At 66.6% G+C, this 21,692-nt stretch carries 18 protein-coding genes; 11 read left to right on the top strand and 7 right to left on the bottom strand.

From position 1 onward, the window contains the following. Window positions 1-11: 11 nt before the first annotated feature. The gene (locus K7G81_RS05645) at window positions 12-1,016 is read left to right on the top strand and encodes a YihY/virulence factor BrkB family protein (protein WP_223029769.1); all 1,005 of its coding nucleotides are present in this window, start codon (window positions 12-14) and stop codon (window positions 1,014-1,016) included. A gap of 27 nt (window positions 1,017-1,043) precedes the next feature. Here the strand turns inward: K7G81_RS05645 and K7G81_RS05640 are convergent, their stop codons facing one another. From K7G81_RS05640 to ggt, 3 genes are all read right to left on the bottom strand, one after another. Then, the gene (locus K7G81_RS05640) at window positions 1,044-3,122 is read right to left on the bottom strand and encodes a malate synthase G (RefSeq protein ID WP_223029768.1); all 2,079 of its coding nucleotides are present in this window, start codon (window positions 3,120-3,122) and stop codon (window positions 1,044-1,046) included. Window positions 3,123-3,201: 79 nt separating this feature from the next. After that, entirely contained in the window at window positions 3,202-3,657 is a 456-nt protein-coding gene (locus K7G81_RS05635) for a MarR family winged helix-turn-helix transcriptional regulator (protein ID WP_223029767.1), read from the bottom strand. Window positions 3,658-3,751: 94 nt separating this feature from the next. Next, window positions 3,752-5,536, bottom strand: coding sequence for a gamma-glutamyltransferase (ggt, locus tag K7G81_RS05630; protein WP_223029766.1), 1,785 nt, complete (start codon window positions 5,534-5,536; stop codon window positions 3,752-3,754). A 168-nt stretch (window positions 5,537-5,704) separates the two neighbouring features. Here ggt and hppD point away from each other — a divergent pair, with 168 nt between their 5' ends. From hppD to K7G81_RS05615, 3 genes are all read left to right on the top strand, one after another. Next, a complete protein-coding gene (gene hppD, locus K7G81_RS05625) occupies window positions 5,705-6,778 on the top strand; it encodes a 4-hydroxyphenylpyruvate dioxygenase (RefSeq protein WP_223029765.1) in 1,074 nt (357 codons plus the stop codon). A 193-nt stretch (window positions 6,779-6,971) separates the two neighbouring features. Next, window positions 6,972-8,264, top strand: coding sequence for a homogentisate 1,2-dioxygenase (gene hmgA / locus K7G81_RS05620; protein ID WP_223029764.1), 1,293 nt, complete (start codon window positions 6,972-6,974; stop codon window positions 8,262-8,264). A 101-nt stretch (window positions 8,265-8,365) separates the two neighbouring features. Further along, window positions 8,366-9,118: a phosphocholine cytidylyltransferase family protein gene (locus tag K7G81_RS05615; RefSeq protein WP_223029763.1), complete on the top strand. Its 753-nt coding sequence runs from the start codon at window positions 8,366-8,368 to the stop codon at window positions 9,116-9,118. A 176-nt stretch (window positions 9,119-9,294) separates the two neighbouring features. Here the strand turns inward: K7G81_RS05615 and K7G81_RS05610 are convergent, their stop codons facing one another. Then, the gene (locus tag K7G81_RS05610) at window positions 9,295-9,729 is read right to left on the bottom strand and encodes an HIT family protein (protein WP_223029762.1); all 435 of its coding nucleotides are present in this window, start codon (window positions 9,727-9,729) and stop codon (window positions 9,295-9,297) included. Window positions 9,730-9,816: 87 nt separating this feature from the next. Here K7G81_RS05610 and K7G81_RS05605 point away from each other — a divergent pair, with 87 nt between their 5' ends. From K7G81_RS05605 to K7G81_RS05580, 6 genes are all read left to right on the top strand, one after another. After that, entirely contained in the window at window positions 9,817-10,950 is a 1,134-nt protein-coding gene (locus K7G81_RS05605; RefSeq protein ID WP_223029761.1) for a CDP-alcohol phosphatidyltransferase family protein, read from the top strand. A 111-nt stretch (window positions 10,951-11,061) separates the two neighbouring features. After that, a complete protein-coding gene (locus K7G81_RS05600) occupies window positions 11,062-12,111 on the top strand; it encodes a diacylglycerol kinase family protein (RefSeq protein WP_223029760.1) in 1,050 nt (349 codons plus the stop codon). Next, a complete protein-coding gene (locus K7G81_RS05595; protein ID WP_223029759.1) occupies window positions 12,108-13,013 on the top strand; it encodes a hypothetical protein in 906 nt (301 codons plus the stop codon). Before K7G81_RS05600 ends, K7G81_RS05595 begins: the two co-directional genes overlap by 4 nt. Beyond that, window positions 13,010-13,777, top strand: coding sequence for an NTP transferase domain-containing protein (locus K7G81_RS05590; RefSeq protein WP_223029758.1), 768 nt, complete (start codon window positions 13,010-13,012; stop codon window positions 13,775-13,777). The genes K7G81_RS05595 and K7G81_RS05590 overlap by 4 nt, the downstream gene beginning before the upstream one ends. A gap of 118 nt (window positions 13,778-13,895) precedes the next feature. Then, window positions 13,896-16,433 (top strand): TonB-dependent receptor, encoded by a 2,538-nt coding sequence (locus K7G81_RS05585; protein WP_223029757.1) that lies wholly within the window; start codon window positions 13,896-13,898, stop codon window positions 16,431-16,433. A 349-nt stretch (window positions 16,434-16,782) separates the two neighbouring features. Further along, a complete protein-coding gene (locus K7G81_RS05580; protein WP_223029756.1) occupies window positions 16,783-17,970 on the top strand; it encodes an acetyl-CoA C-acyltransferase in 1,188 nt (395 codons plus the stop codon). Window positions 17,971-18,181: 211 nt separating this feature from the next. Here K7G81_RS05580 and K7G81_RS05575 read toward each other — a convergent pair whose 3' ends face one another. From K7G81_RS05575 to modA, 3 genes are read right to left on the bottom strand one after another with little or no spacing between them, the layout of a single operon-like run. Then, window positions 18,182-18,793, bottom strand: coding sequence for a molybdenum ABC transporter ATP-binding protein (locus K7G81_RS05575; RefSeq protein WP_223029755.1), 612 nt, complete (start codon window positions 18,791-18,793; stop codon window positions 18,182-18,184). After that, window positions 18,783-19,475: a molybdate ABC transporter permease subunit gene (gene modB, locus K7G81_RS05570; RefSeq protein WP_223029754.1), complete on the bottom strand. Its 693-nt coding sequence runs from the start codon at window positions 19,473-19,475 to the stop codon at window positions 18,783-18,785. The genes K7G81_RS05575 and modB overlap by 11 nt, the downstream gene beginning before the upstream one ends. 22 nt (window positions 19,476-19,497) lie before the next feature. Further along, entirely contained in the window at window positions 19,498-20,265 is a 768-nt protein-coding gene (gene modA / locus K7G81_RS05565) for a molybdate ABC transporter substrate-binding protein (RefSeq protein WP_223029753.1), read from the bottom strand. 80 nt (window positions 20,266-20,345) lie between these two features. Here modA and K7G81_RS05560 point away from each other — a divergent pair, with 80 nt between their 5' ends. Beyond that, entirely contained in the window at window positions 20,346-21,671 is a 1,326-nt protein-coding gene (locus tag K7G81_RS05560) for an alginate export family protein (protein WP_223029752.1), read from the top strand. Window positions 21,672-21,692 lie beyond the last annotated feature (21 nt).

The following is a 21,692-nucleotide window of genomic DNA, read 5'->3' as shown; positions in this document are numbered from 1 at the left end:
GCCCGAGGTCAATGACGCAAACCACAACCGAAGTCGAGCCTTTAGCCATCCCCGGCATCGAGTCGCTCGCGCCCTGGCATCACCCCTGGCCGGCATGGAAGGCTATCTTAAAGCGCATCTATGTGATGGATGGCTATCACAACCTTTCGTTGATGGCCGCGGGCGTCGCTTTCTACGCGTTCCTGTCGTTCGTCCCGCTGCTCGGCGCGGTGGTGATGCTCTACGGCCTCGTCGCCAATCCCGCCACGGTTGCCGATCACATGCGCACGATCATCGATCTCGTGCCGCCCGATGCCGCGCAGTTGATCCAGGATCAGCTCACCAACGTCGCGCAGACGGCGGCGTCGAAGGCCGGGCTCGGTTTCTTCGTTGCCCTGATCTTCTCGATCTACGGCGCGATGCGCGCCTCGGGTGCGATCATCCAGGCATTGAGCGTCATTTACGAAGAGGAGGATGGCCGCTCGATCGTCGCGGTCTATTGGCTGTCCGCGCGGCTTACCATGGTCACGGTCGCCGCCGGGGTGATCGGCCTGTTCGCGGCGATCGTGCTCGGCTATCTCGGCAACGCCGTTACCGTGCTCGGCAAGGCCGGCGTCGTCATCATCCAGGCGCTGACCTGGATCGTCGCCGCCGGCATCGCCAGTTGGGCGTTCGGCTTCATCTATCGCTACGGCCCCGATCGCGCCGATGCCCGCTGGCAATGGCTGACAATCGGATCGATCGCGGCGACGATCCTGTGGCTGCTCGCGACCGTGCTGTTCGGCGTCTATGTCGCCAATTTCGCCAATTACAACGCGACCTATGGGTCGCTCGGCGCGGTCGTCGTGCTGATGATGTGGCTGTGGGTGTCGGCCTATGCCGTGCTGATCGGCGCCGAGATCAACGCCGAGGCGGAGCGCCAGACCGGCATCGACACGACGACCGGCGCCCCCCGCCCGCGCGGCGAACGCGGCGCGACGATGGCCGATACGCTGCCCAGCCATCGCCAGAACAAGCCGCGCCGCGATAAATATTAGGGTGCGGGCAGGTTCGGGTCCTGGCCCTCAGCTCCGCGCCTTGGCCAGCGCACGATAGCGATGTAGCAGCGGCTCGGTATAGCCGTTGGGCTGGTCGACGCCCTCGAACACCAGCGCCCGCGCCGCCTGGAACGCCAGGCCCTCGGGATCGTCCGCCATCGGCCGATACGCGGGATCACCGGCATTCTGCGCATCGACCTTCGCCGCCATCCGCGCGAATGCCGCGTCAACCTCGTCCGGCGTCGCCACCCCGTGCAGCAGCCAGTTGGCGATATGCTGAGACGATATGCGCAGCGTCGCGCGGTCCTCCATCAGCCCGACATCGTCGATATCGGGCACCTTCGAGCACCCAACGCCCTGATCGATCCACCGCACGACATAGCCCAGGATGCCCTGCGCATTGTTGTCGAGCTCGCGCGCCACCTCGTCTCGCGTCCAGTTGCGGCCGCGCGCGAACGGCACCGTTAGCAGCGCCTCGAGCCCCGGCGCCGCCTCGCCGGCAATCTCGCGTTGCCGCGCGAACACGTCGACCTGATGGTAATGCAGCGTGTGCAGCGTCGCCGCGGTCGGCGATGGCACCCAGGCGGTGTTCGCGCCCGACAGCGGATGTGCGATCTTCTGCTCCAGCATGTCGGCCATGCGATCGGGCGCCGCCCACATCCCCTTGCCGATCTGCGCCTTGCCGGAGAGCCCGCAGGCAAGCCCGATGCGGACGTTGCGATCCTCATAGGCCTTGATCCACGCCGCGGCCTTCATCTCCCCCTTGGGCACCACCGCCCCGCCGCGCATCGCGGTGTGGATCTCGTCGCCGGTACGATCGAGGAAGCCGGTGTTGATGAACACGATCCGGTCCTTCACCGCGTGGATGCACGCCGCGAGATTGGCCGAGGTTCGCCGTTCCTCGTCCATCACGCCGACCTTGATCGTGTGCCGGTCGAGCCCCAGCAGATCCTCCACCGCATCGAACAATCGGTCGGTAAAGCCGCATTCCTCCGGCCCGTGCATCTTCGGCTTGACGATATGGATCGATCCAGCCCGACTGTTGCGATAGCGGCCGAGCCTGCGCAGGTCGTAAAGCCCGATCAGGCTGGTCATGATCGCGTCTAAAATGCCTTCGGGCGCTGCCGATCCGTCCGCCAGCGCCACCGCCGGCGTCGTCATCAGATGCCCGACGTTGCGCACGAACAGCAGCGATCGGCCGGGCAGCGTCAGCGTTCCGCCATCGGCCACGTCATAGGTCCGGTCCGCAGCCAGCCGCCGCGTCATCACGCGCCCGCCCTTGTCGAACGTCTCTTCCAGATCGCCGCGCATCAGCCCCAGCCAGTTGCGATACGCCGCCACCTTGTCCTCGGCATCGACCGCCGCGACCGAATCCTCCAGATCGACGATCGTCGTCAGCGCCGCCTCGATCAGCACGTCGGCAATCCCCGCCGGATCGTCACGTCCGATCGCCGAATTGTGGTCGATCACCAGTTCGATGTGCAGCCCATTGTGTCGGAACAGCAGCGACTCGCCGCGCCGCCCGACCAACTGCCCGGGATCGCGGAGCGCAGGTTCGCCGCCGCGCCAATCCGCCCAACGTCCGTCGGCCAGCGGCACCGCCTCGTCGAGGAACGCCTTGGCCCGCGCGATCACCTGCGCGCCGCGCTCGGCATCGTAACCGCCGGGCCGGGCCGTTCCGGGCAGCACATCGGTGCCGTACAGCGCATCGTACAGGCTGCCCCAGCGCGCATTGGCGGCATTGAGCACGAACCGCGCATTGAGCACCGGCACTACGAGCTGCGGCCCCGCCATCCGGGCAATCTCGTCATCGACGTTGCGGGTGCCGATCGCGAACGACGGCGGCGCATCGACCAGATAGCCGATCTCGCGCAGGAAGGCATCGGGCATGTCCTCGCCGGGGTGGGCGTCGTACCAATCGTCGATCTGCGCCTGGATCGCATCCCGCTTGGCGAGCAGCGCCCGGTTCTCCGGCGCCAACCGCGCAAAGATGTCGGCCACGCCCGCCCAGAAGCCATCCGCCGCGATGCCGAGCGGCGGCAGCACGTTATCCTCGACGAAGCGGGCAAGCGGGTCGGCAATGGTCAGGCCGGCGCGATCGATCATAGGTCCTCCTCAAACGGTCATGCGTCGTTCGGCCTGGGGAGGGCTTGGCCGCGCGTTTACGGCAAAACGGCCGCTCGCTTCAACCCTGATCGACTTCCAGCGCCGTCGCGGCCTTTTCCAGCCGCTCGAGCATCGCGCGCAAGGTCGCCAGCTCATCACGCGAGAACCCCTCGAAAATCTGGTGATCGATCGCCAGTGCCATCGGCGCCACCTCGTCGTAGAGCCGCCGCCCCGCCTTGGTCAGCGACAGGTGGTGCGATCGCTGATCGTCCTCATTGGGGCTGCGCGCCGCCAGCCCGCGCTCGACCAGCACGATCGCCGCGCGGCTCACCGTCACCTTGTCCATCTGCGTGACGTGGCCGATCGCGCGCTGCGTCATCTCGCCGCCCTCGGCGAGCACCGCGACCAGCCGCCACTCCGGAATACGCAGCCCGAACAGCGCATGATATGCCGTCGCGATCGCCCCCGACACGCGGTTGGAGGCGATCGACAGCCGATACGGCAGGAAATCGTCGAGCTTCAGCGTGTCGGCCATGGTCCCTCCCCTCTTCCTGTGGTTCACGCCCGGTGATGCCGGAACCAGCTGGGCGTGACGAGGTAGAAAAGGTCGCCGTTACCTAAAGTCTCGCTCAATACCCCTTGGCTTCGCCCGCCGGCCGGCGGCGGTCGTTGGCGCCGTGCAGCATCCCCGTCTTGGGATCGACGACGATCGCCTCGTCCGCGCCGATCGCCGCGATCGGGTGGAACGAATAGCCCATTGCCTCCAGTTTCGCCTGCGTGTCCGGCGTCAGATAGCCGGGCTCGACCAGCACGGTGTCGGGCAGCCATTGGTGGTGGAAGCGCGGCGCGTCGATCGCCTGCTGCACGTTCATGCCGTAATCGATCACGTTCATGATCGTCTGCGCCACGGTGGTGATGATCGTCGAGCCGCCAGGGCTCCCGGTCACCATCAGCACCTTGCCGTCGGGGCGCAGCACGATCGTCGGCGACATAGACGACAACGGCCGCTTGCCCGGCGCCACCGCGTTGGCGGCGCCCTGCACCAACCCGAAGCCATTGGGCACGCCCGGCTTCGAGGTGAAGTCGTCCATCTCGTTGTTGAGGAAGAAGCCGGTGTCGCCGGCCATCTTGCCGACGCCGAACAGATAGTTGAGCGTATAGGTCACCGCGACGGCATTGCCCTGCGCGTCGACCACCGAGAAATGCGTCGTGTCGATCCCTTCGGTGGCGCTCACCCCGCCCTTGATCTCGCTCGACGGCGTCGCCTTGTCCGGCAGGATCGACGCGCGCAGCTTGGCGGCATGTTCGGGCGAGATCAGCCGGGCGACCGGATTGTGGACGAATGCCGGGTCGCCGAGATCGGTGTTGCGATCGGCGAACGCGCGCCGCTCCGCCTCGACGACATAATGCGTCGCTTCCACCGACCCGAAGCCATATTGGCCCAGCGGATAGCCCTCGACGGTTTTCAGGATCTCGCACACCGTTGTCCCGCCAGAGCTCGGCGGCGGCGCGGCGATGATCTGGTAGCCGCGATAGGTGCAGGTCACCGGCGTATCCCAGTTCACCGTGTAATCGGCGAAATCCTTCATCGTGAACAGCCCGCCGCCGGCCTGGCTCGCCTGCACCATCTTCTCGGCGATCGGTCCGCTGTAGAACGCCTTGGTCCCCTTGCTGGCAATCCGCTTCAGCGTCTTGGCGAGGTTGGTCTGCACCAGCCGGTCACCCGCTTTCCACGGCTGGCCGTGATTGAGGAAGATCGGCGCGACATTGGGCTCCTGCGCGAAATCCTTGACGCGATTGTCCATGATCTTGACGTCGCCCGGCGCCAGCACATAGCCCTTCTCGGCCAGCGCGATCGCCGGCGCGATCACCTTCTTGAGCGGCATCGTGCCGTATTTGGCCAGCGCCTCGTTCAGCCCCATCACCGTCCCCGGCACGCCGACGCCGAGCCAGGTTCCGGTCGATCGGCCCGGCACGACGTTGCCGTCCTCGTCCTGAAATATCGTCGCGGTCGCCTTCAGCGGCGCTTTCTCGCGGAAATCGAGGAACAGGTTCTTGCCCGATGCGAGGTGGACGACCATGAACCCGCCGCCGCCGATATTGCCGCAACACGGATGCGTCACCGCCTCGGCATAGCCGACCGCGACCGCGGCATCGACGGCATTGCCGCCCTCCTGCAGGATGCGCACGCCGACATCGGTCGCCAGATGCTGCGCCGCCACCACCATCGCGTGCGGCGCCATCACCGGCTGCGCATTGCGCCAGTCGCCGCTCTCGGGCTGGGCGCTCGCCTGATCGAGCGCCTTGGCGGAGATCGGCGGCGACGCCGGCGGCGTCTGCTGCGCCGAAGCGCCGATGGCGAGAGCGACGGTGGAAAGAGCGGTCAGTCCGGCAAGCCGCGCGCGTGTCCGCAAGGCGGGTCTCCCTGTTGGTGGTCGAGTCACGGTCGCGCATAGACCAGTCGCGCGCGCTTGCCAAAATGCCGGGGAAAGTTCCGCCAGGCGATGCGTTCGAACTATTTGAACTGCGCCGCTTCGGCTGATATAGTATCAACAGATACCAGTTTTACGGAGAGCCATGCCATGACCGCCGATCAACGCGAAAACCCGATGGGCCTCGACGGCTTCGAGTTCGTCGAATTCACCGGTCCCGACCCGCAGGCACTCGCCGATTTGTTCGAGAAGATGGGCTTCACCCATGTCGGCACGCACAAGTCGAAGAACGTCCGCCGCTATGCGCAGGGCGACATCAATTTCCTGTTGAACATGGAAAAGGCCGGCCAGGTCGCCGGCTTCCGCGATGCTCACGGCCCCTCCGCCAATGCGATGGCGTTCCGCGTCGCCGATGGCGAGAAGGCGCTCGCGATGGCGGTCGAGCGCGGGGCCGTCGCGGTCAAGGGCGAGCATGGCCCCGGCGAGCTCGACATCCCTGCCATCGAGGGGATCGGTGGCGCCAATCTCTATCTCGTCGACAAGAAATCAGATATTTACGGCACGGATTTCACGCCCACCGGCAAGAGCGCGAACGATCGCTCCACCGGCCTCCACACGCTCGATCACCTGACCCACAATCTGCAGCGCGGCCGGATGAACTATTGGGCCGAATATTACGAGAAGATCTTCAATTTCCGAGAGATTCGCTATTTCGACATCGAAGGCCAATCGACCGGCCTGTTCTCCAAGGCGATGACCGCGCCCGACGACAAGATCCGCATCCCGCTGAACGAAAGCCAGGACGAGCATTCGCAGATCGAGGAATTCATCAAGGACTATAAGGGCGAAGGCATTCAGCACCTCGCGCTCGCCACCGATGACATCTTCGCCACCGTCGACGCGCTGCGCGCCAACGGCATCCGCTTCCAGACCACGCCCGAAACCTATTACGAGCTGGTCGACAAGCGTCTGCCCGGCCACAATCACGACGTCCAGGAAATGCGCAAGCGCGACATCCTGATCGACGGCGCGCCCGAGACCGGCGGCGGCCTGCTGCTGCAGATCTTCACCGAGAATATGGTCGGCCCGATCTTCTTCGAGATCATCCAGCGCAAGGGCAATGACGGCTTCGGCGAGGGCAATTTCAAGGCGCTGTTCGAATCGATCGAGCTCGACCAGATCCGCCGCGGCGTCGTGCCCGCGAAGGAAAAGACCGAGGCCTGATGGCCTTCCTCTCCCTCGACGGGAGAGGATACGAAGACTTGGCAGCTCGCTGCCTAGTCGCAGTTGGTGAGGGTGGAGCCTCGAGGGCGAAACGGTCGTGCATGTGGCCCCCACCTTCACCAAGCTACGCTAGCGAGCAATGCTCGCAAGCTCCGCTATCCTCTCCCGTCGAGGGGGAGGAGGAAGGGATGGCATGACGACTTCCTACATGACCGGCTTCGCCAATCATTTCGCGTCCGAAGCGATCCCCGGCGCGCTGCCTCAGGGCCGCAATTCGCCGCAGAAGCCCGCGTTCGGCCTCTATGCCGAGCAACTCTCCGGCACCGCCTTCACCGCGCCGCGCAGCGAGAACCGCCGCTCGTGGCTCTACCGCCTGCGCCCCTCGGCAGCGCACCCCGCCTTCACCCGCTACCAGGGCGCGCCGCTGTTCGCGCCCGGCGTCGTCAAGCAGCCCTTCGCCCCCAACCGCCTGCGCTGGGGCCCGCTCGACATCGACGGCGAGGCCGACTGGATCGACAGCCTGACGACGATGGTGGTCGCCGGCGACGGGCCGACGACGCAGGCCGGCGTCGCTGTCCACATCTATCGCGCGACCCGCGACATGGCACGCCGCGCCTTCGTCAGCGGCGATGGCGAGCTGGTCGTCATCCCCGAGCAGGGCCGCCTCACCCTCTTCACCGAAATGGGCCGCATCGACCTCCAGCCCGGCGAGATCGCCCTGATCCCGCGCGGCGTCCGCTTCCGCGTCACGCTGCCCGACGGCAAGGCACGCGGCTATGTCGCCGAGAACCACGGGGCACCCTTCCGCCTCCCCGATCTCGGCCCGATCGGCGCCAATGGCCTCGCCAATCCGCGCGACTTCGAAACCCCGACTGCATGGTTCGAAGACGTCGAGGGCGATTTCGAGCTCGTTCAGAAATTCCGCGGCTCGCTATGGACCACCAATCTCGGCCGTTCGCCGCTCGATGTCGTTGCCTGGCACGGCAATCTCGCGCCCTGCAAATACGACCTGTTCCGCTTCAACACGATCGGCAGCATCAGCTACGACCATCCCGATCCCTCGATCTTCACTGTCCTCACCTCGCCCAGCGACGTGCCCGGCACGGCGAACGTCGATTTCGTCATCTTCCCGCCACGCTGGCTGGTCGCCGAGGATACCTTCCGCCCGCCCTGGTTCCACCGCAATGTGATGAGCGAGTGCATGGGTCTCATCACCGGCGCCTATGACGCCAAGGCGGAGGGCTTCCGCCCCGGCGCGCTTTCCTTGCACAACCAGATGTCCGGCCACGGCCCCGATGTCGCGAGCTGGAAGGGCGCCAGCGAAGCCGCGCTCAAGCCACACAAGATCGAGGACACCATGGCCTTCATGGTCGAGAGCCGCTGGATCTTCTCGCCGACCGATTACGCGCTCAAAACGAGTGCGCTAGACGAGGATTACGATCAGGTGTGGCAGGGCTTCCCTAAGGCCGAGCTGCCGCGCGGCTGAACCGGGTGCGGGTTTGCCTCGCCCGCTTACCGGGTTAAAGCGCGGTGGTTTTCCGGATTCGGCACCGGCTTCGCCGAGAGGCGCTCAACAAACAGGTTCCCATGACGATCAGCAAAGCCATCATCCTCAGCGCCGGCCAGGGGTCGCGCCTTTTGCCGCTCACGGCGGACAGCCCCAAGTGCATGATCGAGTTCAACGGCCGCACGCTGATCGAGTGGCAGATCGAGGCATTGCGCGCCAACGGCATCACCGACATCGCGGTCGTTACCGGCTTCCACACCGAAAAGGTCGAGGCGCATCTCGCCGCGATCGACGGCATCCGCGTCGAAACCTTGTTCAACCCCTTCTACAAGGTCGCCGACAATCTCGGCAGCTGCTGGATCGCTCGCGCGGCGATGGATCGGGACTTCATCATCCTGAACGGCGACACGATCGTCTCGGACGAGATCGTCGCGCGGCTGATTGCCGGCGCCACGCGCCCGATCAACGTCACGATCGACGTCAAGCCCGCTTATGACGAGGATGACATGAAGGTCCATCGCGAGAACGGCCGGCTGCTCGCGATCGGCAAGCGCATGCCGCCCGAACAATCGAATGCCGAATCGATCGGCATGCTCGCCTTCACCGGCGACGGCCCGGCGATCTTCCGCAACCAGGTCGAGGCGATGATGCGCACGCCCGAAGGCGTCCAGCGCTGGTATCTCCGCGCGATCGACCTGCTCGCGGCGGACCATGATATCGGCACCGTCTCGATCGAGGGGCTCGACTGGGCGGAGGTCGATTTCTCAGCCGATCTCGACGCCGCCCGCGCGCTCACCGCCAGATGGGTCGCCGCCGGCCGCTACGCGAACTAGCGTGGTGGAATCGACCTTCGCTGCATCAAGATCGAACCGTCACCCTGAACTCGTTTCAGGGTCCATGGTGCTCCATCACCGCCAAGCGAGCCGTTGGTGTTGCACCATGGATGCTGAAACAAGTTCAGCATGACGGTACGTATGACGCGAACTTTAGATTCAGGTGCCTAGCGCCGTCATGCCCGCGGCCAATAACCCTTCAGCCACGTCGCCAGCGCGGCGATCTCGCTGCTGTCGATCTTCGCCGCGGTCGCCAAGTCGGGCGGTCCCGGCCAGCCCTTGTCGGCAAGCGTCAGGGCGGCGCCCGAACGGCTCCCCTCGTAGCGCGGGATCACATGAAAATGCACATGAGGATCGACCATCATCAGCATCAGATAATTGATCTTCTGATACTCGATCGCGCGCGCCAGCGCGCGCTCGATATCACTCACCACCTCGCGCATCTCGGCGAATGCCGGCGCCGGCAAGGCGGCGAAATCGGTCGCGTCGGATTTCGCCGCGAGCACCAGCGATCCCAGCGTCACCTGTGCCGGGCGCAATAGCACCACCCAATGCGCATAATCGCGGATCAGCGTCGCCGGATGGCCGAACTTCCGGATCGTCTCGTTCATCGCTTTCTCTCCTCGCTGCGCCCTATCCGCCGGCTATAGCGGCAAATCCTCTTCTCAATCATCAGGCGATTGGCTAGGCGCCCGCGGATGCCGAACGCGTTCCCCGACATGCCTTCGCCGAGCCTCGTCCCGATCGGTGACAATCCCGTTCCCATCTGGGGCATGCCCAATCGCGAGCGCGTGCGGCGGATCGCGGCGCAACAGCGCCTGTCCTTCGATAACGCCGCCGCGCCGCGTCAGTTGCTCGCCAACCTCGCCTTCGTGTTCGATCCGGCGTGGAGCGCCCATCTTGCCGGGCTGCCCGGCACCGTGCTGGTCGCGGACGGCCGTCCCGTCCTCGCCCATGTCGATGCCGGCCCCGCGCGCGAGGCGGTCGCGGCCGCGATGCAGACCGGCGCGGCGCTGCCGCCCGATACCGGCCTCGCGGTGATCGACGCAGCCGCGCCCGAAGGCATCTACAATCTCGCGCTGCGCAAGCGCGAACGCCCCTTCGTCCAGCCGCTCACCCCCGCCACCGTCCCTGCGATCGAGCGCGCCAGCTATGCCGGCGCCTACAAGGGCGTCACCGATCTTCTCACCAAATATCTCTGGCCGAGCTGGGCGTTCCATTTGACCCGCCTCGCCGCGCGGATCGGCCTGTCGCCCAACGGCGTCACCGCGATCGGCACGATCCTGTGCGTCGTCGCCACCATCCTGTTCTGGTACGGCTGGTTCTGGGCGGGGATGGCGACCGGCCTCGTTTTCATGGTGCTCGATACCGTCGACGGCAAGCTGGCGCGCTGCACCATCACCTCGTCACCGATCGGCAACCTCTGGGATCATGGCATCGATCTCGTCCACCCGCCGTTCTGGTGGTGGGCCTGGGCGGTCGGCTGTGCGGCCTATGGCCGTCCTCTCGATCACACCACCTTCATTGGCGTCATGGCGGTGATCCTGTTCGGCTATGTCGCCCAGCGCGTGATCGAGGGCATCTTCATGCGCGCGTTCGGCATGCACATCCACGTCTGGCGCAAGGCCGACAGCGATTTCCGGCTGATCACCGCGCGGCGCAATCCGAACATGGTCATCCTGTTCGCCGCGATGCTCGTCGCCCGGCCCGATTTCGGCATCATCACGGTGGCGATATGGACGGTGATTTCGCTCGTCTTTCATCTCGTTCGCCTCATTCAGGCCTTTTTGCTGCGTAAAAGCGGCGGCGTGGTGGAGAGCTGGCTCGCCTGAACACCGCGCGATCGGTTCGTCCGGGCGCGCGGGTCTTGCGAAAACGGCCTGAACCGCCACATCGAGGGGATATGCCGCTTCGCCCGCGCAACGATTACGGATGAGCCAGTTTTGACGAGACCAACCGCCATTGCCGCCGATACGGCCGCGCTCGGTTCGCCGCGTATGCTGCATGACGGGCTGTTGGCGCGCGCCGATATGCCCGTGCGCGTCGAACATCCCGGCCGCGCGAGCTGGTTCTCGTCCGATCGCATCGGCGTGATCTCCAATGCGCGCAGCCACCGCAACAAGCGTGACGGCATCACCGGCGTATCGGCGGAGGTCGCCCGCTTCGTCGAAACCCCGCGCCGGCGCGCCGATCTTGCTGGCGCCCTCGCCCGCCTTGCCGCGGCGAACATCGATCTGCTGGTCATCGACGGCGGAGACGGCACCGTGCGTGACGTCATCACCGCCGCGCCCGCCTTTTTCGGCGATCGGCTGCCCTCGCTCGCGGTCGTACCCTCGGGCAAGACCAACGCGCTGGCGATCGATCTCGGCATTCCCGCCAGCTGGACGGTCGAGGATGCCGTCGCTGCCGCGCGCGCCGGCCGCTTCGCGCGCCGCGCGCCGATCGAGATCGCCCATGAAGGCAGCGACGCCGTTCCGTTGCGCGGTTTCCTGTTCGGCGCCGGGGCGTTCGTTCAGGCGACCAAGCTCGCGCAGCGCACGCATCGCGCCGGCGCCTTCAAGGGCTTGGCCGTCGGCCTGTCGCTAACCCTCGCGCTCGGCCAGACCGCGTTCGGCCGCAAGTCGAACGCGTGGCGCGCCGGCCAACGCATGGCCATCCGCACCGAAGACGGACGCTCGGTCGATCGTGATTTCTACATCCTGCTCGGCGCCACGCTGGAAAACCTGCCGCTCGGCCTGAAGCCGCTCGGCCCCGTGCGCCCCGGCCTCAAGGTTCTCGCGGTCGATGCACCGCCTAAGGCGCTGGCGCTGCACGTCCCCGCGCTGCTTGCCGGGTCGCAGAGCGAGCGGCTGGCGCGGGCCGGCTACCACCACGCCGATCCGGGCGCCTTCCGCCTGTCGCTCGATGCCGAATTCATCCTCGACGGTGAACATTATCCCGGCGGCGAGCTGATCGTCGCCACCGGCGCGCCGATCGACTTCGCCGTCCCGTGAGCGATCTGGGCAAGGTCGTCGCGGCCGCGCTCGATCGCCCCGTCCCCGCCGAAATCGCCGAAGCGGCCCGCCGCCTCGCCGACCAGTTCGGCGGCAGCGCGGTGCTGTTCTACGGCTCGGTCCTGCGCACCGGCGATCTGGACGGCGTGCTCGATTTCTACGTTCTCACCGCTTCGCCTGGTCACCGCGGCGTGCGCCGCCTCGCCAATCGCTGGCTGTGGCCCGACGTCAGCTATCACGAGATGCCGATCGGCGGCCGCACGATCCGCGCCAAGGTCGCCACCATGCCGCTCGATACCTTCGCGCAGGCGGCGCGCGGCGCCTTTCTCGACACGACGATCTGGACCCGCTTCGTCCAGCCCGCGATCCTCGCCTGGTGCGCCAGTGATGCCGCGCGCGACGCGGTTCGCGATGCCATCGCCGCCGCCGCGATCACCGCCGCGCGCTTCGCCGCCGCGCTCGGCCCCGAGGCCGGCCCGCCGCGCGCTTACTGGCAGGCGCTGTTCGCCGCCACCTACCGCACCGAATTGCGCGTCGAGCGCCCCGGCCGCGAGACCCAGATCATCGACAACGCCCCCGATCATTTCGAGCACCTGCTCCCGCTCGCCTGGCAGGCTGCGGGCATCGAGGTCACGCGGCACGGCGCGGATCTGCGCCCGGCGATCGAGCCCGCCGAGCGCCGCCGCCTGCGCGCCCGCTGGCGCGCGCGCCGCCGCGCCGGCAAGCCGCTCAACCTCGCCCGCCTCGCCAAGGCCGCCTTCACCTTCGATGGCGCCGCCGCTTATGCGCTGTGGAAGATCGAGCGCCACACCGGCCGCCATTTCGCGCTGACGCCATGGCGCGAGCGTCACCCGATCCTCGCCGCGCCCGGCGTGCTGTGGCAGGTCTGGCGCGGCAAATGAGCTTCAACGCCCTCGTCCTCGCCGGCTCGCGCGGCGGCGCCGATCCGCTCGCCTTCTACGCCGGCGTCAGCGACAAGGCGCTGATCGAGATCGACGGGGAAACGATGCTCGCCCGCGTCGTCGCCGCGCTGCGTGCCGCCGGCGCCGCTCGGATCGCGGTTTCCGCTTCCTCGCCCGCCGTTGCCGATCACGCCGCCGCGCTCGGCACCGAGCCGCTCGCCGCCGAGCCTGGACCCAGCCGCAGCACCGCCGCCGGTCTCGCCGCGCTCGGCGCGCCGCTCGTCGTCACTACCGCCGATCACGCCCTGCTCGAGCCCGCGTGGATCAGCCAGTTCCTGCGCGATGCTCCTGCCGGCGCCGACGTCGCCGCGCTGCTCGCCCGCCGCGACTTGATCGAGACGGCCGCGCCGGGCACGCGGCGCACCTATCTGCGCTTTGCCGATGGCGATTGGTCGGGCTGCAACCTGTTCCTGCTCGCCACGCCGCGCGCTGCTGCCGCGATCGAGCTGTGGCGCGCGGTCGAGGCCGATCGCAAGCGCCCGTGGCGCATCGTCCGCCGCCTCGGCCCCGGCCTTCTGCTGCGCTACCTGCTGCGTCGCCTGACGCTGGCCGACGCGGTCGCCCATCTCGGCCGCACCGCCGGCATCCGCGCCGCGATCGTCGCCGCGCACGACGGCCATGCCGCGATCGACGTCGACAAGCCCGCCGATCTCGATCTCGTCCGGGCGATCGTGGCCAAAGCGCAACATTTACCGACCGACTGATCAAATTGCGCCGTCAGGGCTTTACCTCAGCCGATTTTTAACACACCCTGTTTTCGAATTTTCGACTGGCGCGTTAACGATGCCGGCGAAAACAGAAGTGCAAACGGAGAGGACATTCATGAAATCGTCAGTACGCCTGCGTCTCGTCGTTTCGTCGGCCGCGATCATTGCCGCCTCGTCAGCCGCGCCCGCCCTCGCCCAGACCACACCCACGCCCGCGCCGGCCGCACCGGCCGCGAGCCAGGCGCCGCAGAATGTCGACGAGATCATCGTCACCGCGCAGAAGCGCAGCCAGAATCTGCAGGACGTGCCGATCGTCGTCACCACGGTGAACCAGCAATTGCTGCAGGACAGCGGCGTCAAGGACATCAAGGATCTCGCCACGCTCGCGCCGGGCCTGCTCGTCACCTCCACCACCTCGGAAGCCTCGACCACGGCGCGCATCCGCGGCATCGGCACGGTGGGCGACAATCCCGGCCTCGAATCCTCGGTCGGCGTCGTCGTCGATGGGGTCTATCGGTCGCGCAACGGCGTAGGCTTCGGCGATCTCGGCAATCTCGATCGGATCGAGGTGCTCAAGGGCCCGCAGGGCACTCTGTTCGGCAAGTCGGCGACCGCGGGCGTGATCAACATCATGACCCAGGCGCCGCAATTCGATTATCACGGCAATGCCTCTTTCGAGATCGGCAATTACGGCGCCTATGGCGGTGACGTCTATGCCACCGGCCCGCTGATCGGCGATACGCTCGCCGGCAGCATCTATTTCGCCGATCGCCAGCGCGATGGCTATTTCGATGTCGACACCGGCCCCGGCCCGCGCACCTCGAAAAAGGACAATAATCGCAATTTCTACACGTTGCGCGGCCAGTTATTGCTCAAGACCGACGATGTCTCGATGCGCGTGATCGGCGATTATTCGCGCCGTGACGAACAATGCTGCATGGCCGTCATCGTTCGCAACAGCGAGGGCAATTTCGCCAACAACCTCGTCGCCGCGCTGGGCGGCAACGATGGCGATGCCGCTCACCCCTATCGCCGCCAGGCCTATGCGAACCGCCCCGATGGCCAGCGCATCAAGGATGCCGGCATCTCCACCCAGTTCGATTGGGATGTCGGGCCCGGCACGCTTACCTCGATCACCGCCTATCGCGACTGGAAGACCACTGCCGGTTTCGATGCCGATTTCTCCACCGCCGATATCGATTACCTGCCGCCCGACAAGTCGAACTCCACCGAGTTCAAGACGTTCAGCCAGGAAGTCCGCTACGCCGGCTCGTCGAAATTCCTCGATTATCTGATCGGCGGTTTCTATTCGAACGAGCGCCTGAACCAGAACACCAGCGTCCGCGTCGGCAGCCAGTTCACGCCGTATCTCAGCCTGCTCTTTTCATCGCTGGTCGAAGGCACGCCCGATCCCAATTTCCTGCAGACCGGGCTCACTTTCCCCTATGTCGGCGGCGTCCAGTACAATGCGGGTGACGGCTCGCGCGACCAGTATCGCCAGACCGACGACACCTATGCGCTGTTCACCGACGAGACCTTCCACTTCGGCGATCATCTCGAGCTCAATGCCGGGTTGCGCTACACCATCGACAAGAAGAACCTCGATAATTTCGACTATAATATCGGCAACGGCCAGGGCTGCGCCGCCGCCAACGCCGCTTTCGCGATCTTGAACGGCGTCAATCCCGAGGCGGCGGAGGAGCTCGCCGCGGTCAACAACACGATGTGCCTGCCGTTCCTCAGCCCCGGCTTCAACGGCTTCCACAACCAGCAGCACGAGACCGAGCATAATCTCTCGGGCACCGCCAAGCTGTCGTATCGCTTCAATCGCGATTTCCTGATCTATGCGTCCTATGCGCGCGGCTACAAGGCGGGCGGCTTCAATCTCGATCGCGTCCAGTGCACGATCGGCCAGCCCGGTTGCGAGCCGGGCAGCACCGAAGCGCTCACCCCGATCCGCGACACCTATTTCCCGGACGAGACCAACGACGCCTTCGAGATCGGCGAGAAGGCGACGCTGCTCGATCGCAAGCTGCTGCTCAATGCCACGTTGTTCTATCAGAAATACAAGGGCTTCCAGCTTAACACCTTCAACGGCCTGGTGTTCGTCGTCGATTCGATTCCGCAAGTCATCAGCAAGGGCATCGACACCGATTTCGTCTGGTTCGCGAGCAACAACCTGAGCTTCCAGGGCGGTCTCACCATCGCCGATACTCGTTATCATCTCACCGATGCCCAGCTCGCCGCGCTCGAGCTCAAGACGGGGTTCCAGGGCGGCAAGCATTCGCGCATGTCGCTCGCGCCGCTCTATTCGGCCTCGCTATCGGGCACCTACAGCCATGATATCGGCGCCGATTACAAGATCCGCTTCAATCTCGGCGGCAAATATTCGTCGAGCTACAACACCGGCTCGGATCTCGATCCCGGCAAGGTGCAGAAGGGCTATGTCATCATGAACGGACGGATCGGCTTCGGCCCGCAGAACGATCGCTGGGGCATAGAGGTCTGGTCGCAGAACCTGCTCGATACGCATTACAAGCAGATCGCGTTCGATTCGGGCTTCCAGAACGTGCCGACCAACGCCACCGGCGTGCTCGACGCTTTCCTCGGCGCGCCCCGCACCTTCGGCGCCACCTTCCGCTTCAAATATTGAACGCTGGAAGCGGCACCAGCCTGCTCCCCCCACCCCACCTCCCAGAACATTATGCGGGGTGGGGGGAGCGGGCTGGCACCGAACCGATTCAGCGAAGCTGAAGCCAACACCAAAAGCCGTCATGCTGAACTTGTTTCAGCATCCATGGAGCAACCTCAGCCGTGATACATGACGGCGATGAAGCGCCATAGCCCCTGAAACGAGTTCAGGGTGACGACCTACGCGGCAAACGTCGCTTCCACCATCGGGGCTCGCCACACGGCGAGCCCCTTTTTGCTGCGCGACTGGACCTCGCCACCCACCGCACCTAGATCGTCGTCACACAATCAAACCACCGGAGAGCCCCCGCATGTCCGCCGATCCCGTCGTCATCCTGTCCTATGCCCGCACCCCGATGGGCAGCTTCCAGGGCAGCCTCGCTGGTGCTGCGGCGACCGATCTTGGCCAGGCGGCGGTCGGCGGCGCGGTCGAGCGCGCGGGCGTCGATCCGGCGGCGATCGAGCGCATCTACATGGGCTGCGTGCTGCCCGCCGGCCTCGGCCAGGCCCCCGCCCGCCAGGCCGCGCTCCGCGCCGGCCTGCCGCAGCAGGTCGAGGCGACGACGGTCAACAAGATGTGCGGTTCGGGGATGCAGGCGGCGATCATGGCCGCCGATGCGCTCGCCGCCGGCTCGGCCGATCTGCTCATCGCCGGCGGTATGGAGAGCATGACCAACGCGCCCTACCTGTCGATGAAGCATCGCTCGGGCGCGCGGATCGGCCATGATGTCCTCAAGGACCATATGTATCTCGACGGGCTCGAGGACGCTTATGATCCCGGCAAGCTGATGGGCGCCTTCGCCGAGGAGACGGCGGCGGAATATCAGTTCACGCGCAAGGGTCAGGACGATTTCGCCATCGCCAGCCTGGAGCGCGCGCAACAGGCTCAGAAATCGGGCGCCTTCGATCGCGAGATCGTCGCCGTCGAGATCGCCACCCGCAAGGGTCCGCAGACCGTCACGCTCGACGAGCAACCCGCGCGCGGCGACGTCGCCAGGATCCCCACCTTGAAACCCGCCTTCTCGAAGGACGGCACGATCACCGCCGCCAACGCCTCGTCGATCTCGGACGGCGCCGCCGCGCTGGTGATGACGCGCCAGTCGGTGGCGGACGCGCTCGGCATCAAGCCGGTCGCCCGCGTGGTGAGCCATGCCGCCCACGCCCATGCCCCGGCGAAATTCACCACCGCGCCGGTGTTCGCGATGAAGAAGGCGCTCGACAAGGCCGGCTGGACGATCGGCGACGTCGACCTGTTCGAGGTCAACGAGGCCTTCGCCTGCGTCGCGATGATCGCGATGCGCGATCTCGGCATCGCGCACGACGTGCTCAACATCCACGGCGGCGCCTGCGCGCTCGGCCACCCGATCGGCGCCTCTGGCGCGCGGATCATGGCCACCCTGCTCTCCGCGCTCGAAACCACCGGCCAGAAGCGCGGCCTCGCATCGCTCTGCATCGGCGGCGGCGAAGCCACCGCGATGGCGATCGAACTGGTCGCCTGATCGGGAAAAGCGAGCCAGCGACATCGTCGTCATGCCGGACTTGTTCCGGGGCGACCGAGCAAATTCAGGCTCGCCGTCGCTCCTTACAAATAGAGCTGAAGGTCGCTTCAATAGGTATCGTCATGCTGAACTCGTTTCAGCATCCATGGCGCAACGCCGGCCAGCGCGCTGACGGCGATGGAACCAGCTCTGAGCTGAATCCTCACGCGCCCTAAACCCGCACCACCCGCGTCGCCAGCCGCTCGGCTTCGGCCATGTCGTGCGTCACCATCAGCACCGGCAGCCTGAAAACGTCGCGGATATGCTCGATCGCGCGCATGATCTCCTCGCGCCGGGCGTCGTCGAGCGAAGACAGCGGCTCGTCGAGCAGCAGCGTCCGGGGATTGGCGAGCAGCGCCCGCCCGATCGCCACCCGCCGCGCCTCGCCGCCGGATAGCGTGCGCGGCCAGCGGTCGAGCAGGTGGCCGATGCCCAGGAACGCGATCACGTCGTCGAACGCGAAGCTCTCGCCCGCATCGTGCCGCCCATAAGCCAGGTTCGCCCGCACGCGCTTGTGCGGAAACAGCCGCGGCTCCTGGAACACATAGCCGATCCGCCGCCGCTCCACCGCGACGTCGATCCGCTCGCCCGAATCGAACAGCGTCTCGCCATCGACGTGGACATGCCCCCAGTCGGGCCGGATCAGCCCGGCGATCATGTTGAGCGTCGAGGTCTTGCCCGCGCCGGACGGCCCGAACAGCACCGTCACGCCCTCGCCCGCGACGAACGCCGCGCCGACCTGCGCGTCGCCCAGCCGCTTGGTCACGTCGATATCAAACGACATGCAGCGTGCGCCCCCCGCGCCGCGCGATGAGCTCGGAAGCGATCAGCGCGCCGAGCGACAGCGCCACCGAAACCAGCGCCAGCCGCAGCACCTCGGCGTCGCCATCGGGCAGTTGCAGCGCCGAATAGATCGCCAGCGGCAGCGTCCGCGTCTCGCCGGGAATGTTGGAAACGAACGTGATCGTCGCCCCGAACTCGCCGATCGATCGCGCGAAGCCGAGCACGCAGCCGGCCAGGATGCCCGGCACGCTCAGCGGCAGCGTGATCCCGCCGAACACCCGCCACGGCCCCGCCCCCAGCGTCCGCGCCGCGCTTTCCAGCCGCCGGTCGACCGCTTCGATCGACAGCCGCATCGCGCGCACCATCAGCGGCAGCGCCATCACCCCGGCGGCGATCGCCGCTCCGGTCCAGCGGAAGAGTACGCCGACCCCGAACCAGTTCTGCAACATCGCGCCGATCGGCCCGTGCGGCCCGAATGCGATCAGCAGCAGCCACCCCGTCACCACCGGCGGCAGCACCAGCGGCAAATGCACCAGTGCGTCGAGCACCACCTTGCCGGGAAACCGGCCCCGCGCCAGCATCCAGGCCAGGGCGAAGGCGACCGGCAGCGTCGCCGCCATCGCCACCAGCGCGACCTTGAGCGACAGGCCGACGATCTGCCATTCGGTGGGGGTCAGCGACATCGTCTGGCCGATAGCGCGAAACTCACTGCGGCGAGAAGCCGTAGCGCGCGAAAATCGCCTTGCCCGCCGGCGAGATCAGAAACCGGCGGAACCCCTCGGCCTCCGGGCTCTTGCCCGCCTTCAACCGCGCCACCGGATAGCGGATCGGCTTGTGGCTCGCGTCGGGAAACACGCCGACGATCTTCACCTTGGGCGAGGCCTTGGCATCGGTCGCATAGACGATCCCCAGCGGCGCCGCGCCGCGCTCGACCAGCGCCAGTGCCGCGCGGACGTTGTCCGCCTGCACGACATGCGGCGAGACCCTCGCCCAGATTCCCATATGCTCGAGCGACGCCTTGCCGTATTTCCCCGCCGGCACCGCGCCGACATCGGCCATCGCCACCGGCCCGGACGCGAGCGTCGTCGCCAATGCGCTGTTCGGCCGCGTCACCACCGGCGCCGTCCGCGTCACCGGCGCGACCAGCACCAGCCGGTTGCCGAGGAACGTCACCCGCGTGCCCGCCACCACCGCGCCATGTTTCTCGACGTCGGTCATCCAGTCCTCGTCGGCGGAAAGGAACAGGTCGGCCGGCGCCCCGGCGTCGATCTGCCGCGCCAGCGCCGACGATCCCGCGAACGACAAGGTCGGCCGCACATGCCCTTGCCTCGACCAGGCGTCCGCCGCAGCATTGAGCGATTCCTGCAGGCTCGCCGCCGCCAGCACGATCGGCGGCTGCGGCGTCGCGGCGATCGCGCCGACCCCGGTCAGGCTCAGCAGAAATAGCAATGGCCACACAAGAAATCGGCGCATGACATTGCTCCTCGAATGGTTATAGCCAGCCGTATATAATTATCGTCGCGGGCACCAGCCCGAACGCAGGGAGCGACCAATTGCGCCTTGTCCTTCTCCTGGCCTTGCCCGCGGCCGTCATCGTGACACCAGCCTTCGCCGCCGATCGCGCCGGCAGCCCATTGTCGATCGATTTCGATCTGCGCGCGCGGATCGAGACGTTCGACGGCCAGTTCCGCCCCGGCGCGACGCCTAGCGATACGGCGCTGCTGCTGCGCACCTCGCTCGCCGCCACTTACGATGCCGGCCCCGTCACCGTCGGCGGCGAGTTGGTCGATTCGCGTGCCTATTTCGAAAACAGGGCGTCGTCGGTTGGCACGACCGAGGTCAACGCGCTCGAACCGATCCAGGCCTATGTCACCGGCCATCTCGGCGGCGGCGCGTCGCTGACGGCGGGCCGGTTCACCATGAATCTCGGCTCGCGCCGCCTCGTCGCGCGCGCCGCCTATCGCAACACCACCAACGCCTTCACCGGCGCTCGCTTCGATTGGTCATCGCGCGCCGGCGACGCACTGACCGTTTTCTGGACAATGCCGCAGACCCGCCTGCCGGATGGCCTCGCCGCCATCGAGGACAATCACGTCGAGCTCGATCGCGAACGCAGCGGCCTGCAATTCTTCGGCGTATCGGGCACCAAGCAGCGCGTGTTCGGCGGCACGCTCGAAGCCTATGTCTATCGCCTCGCCGAGGACGATTCTCCCTCGCAGCAGACCAGGAACCGCCATCTCTGGACGCCCGGCTTGCGGCTCTATCGCGCGCCCGCGAGCGGCGCGATCGATTGGGAGCTGGAGGGCGCCTGGCAGACCGGCCGCACCCGCGCCACCACGGCGCCCACCGATACCGACGATCTCGACGTCTCCGCCTGGTTCGGCCATTCGAGCGTCGGCTACACCGTCGCGAACGCCTGGCAGCCTCGCCTCTCCATCGCGGTCGATTACGCCAGCGGCGATCATCGCGGCGGCAAATACGGCCGCTTCGACACGCTGTTCGGCGCCCGCGTGTTCGAATACGGACCGAGCAGTTTCTACGGCGCCGTCTCACGCGCCAATCTCGTCAGCCTCGCCGCTCGCGCCGAGATCAAGCCGAGCGCCCGTTGGGACGGCTATGTCGCCGTGCGCCCGTTATGGCTCGACAGCGCCACAGACAGTTTCAGCGGCACCGGCGTGAAGGACGCCGCGGGCAGCGCCGGCCATTATGCCGGCACCCAGATCGATTGGCGCGCCCGCTATTGGGCGATCCCCAAACGGCTGCGCCTCAACGCCGGCTTCGCCATCCTCGCCAAGGGCCGCTTCCTCGAAACCGCCGCCAACGCCCCCGATACCGGCGACACCCATTACGGCTTCCTCGAGGCCGAGTTCAGTTACTGACAGGGAATAGACGTTCGCCCC

Origin of the sequence: Hephaestia mangrovi (assembly GCF_019880555.1) — a bacterium.
Classification (GTDB): domain Bacteria; phylum Pseudomonadota; class Alphaproteobacteria; order Sphingomonadales; family Sphingomonadaceae; genus Sphingomonas; species Sphingomonas mangrovi.
Note: the sequence above shows the minus strand (reverse complement) of the source record. Positions and strands in the feature narration are given on the sequence as shown.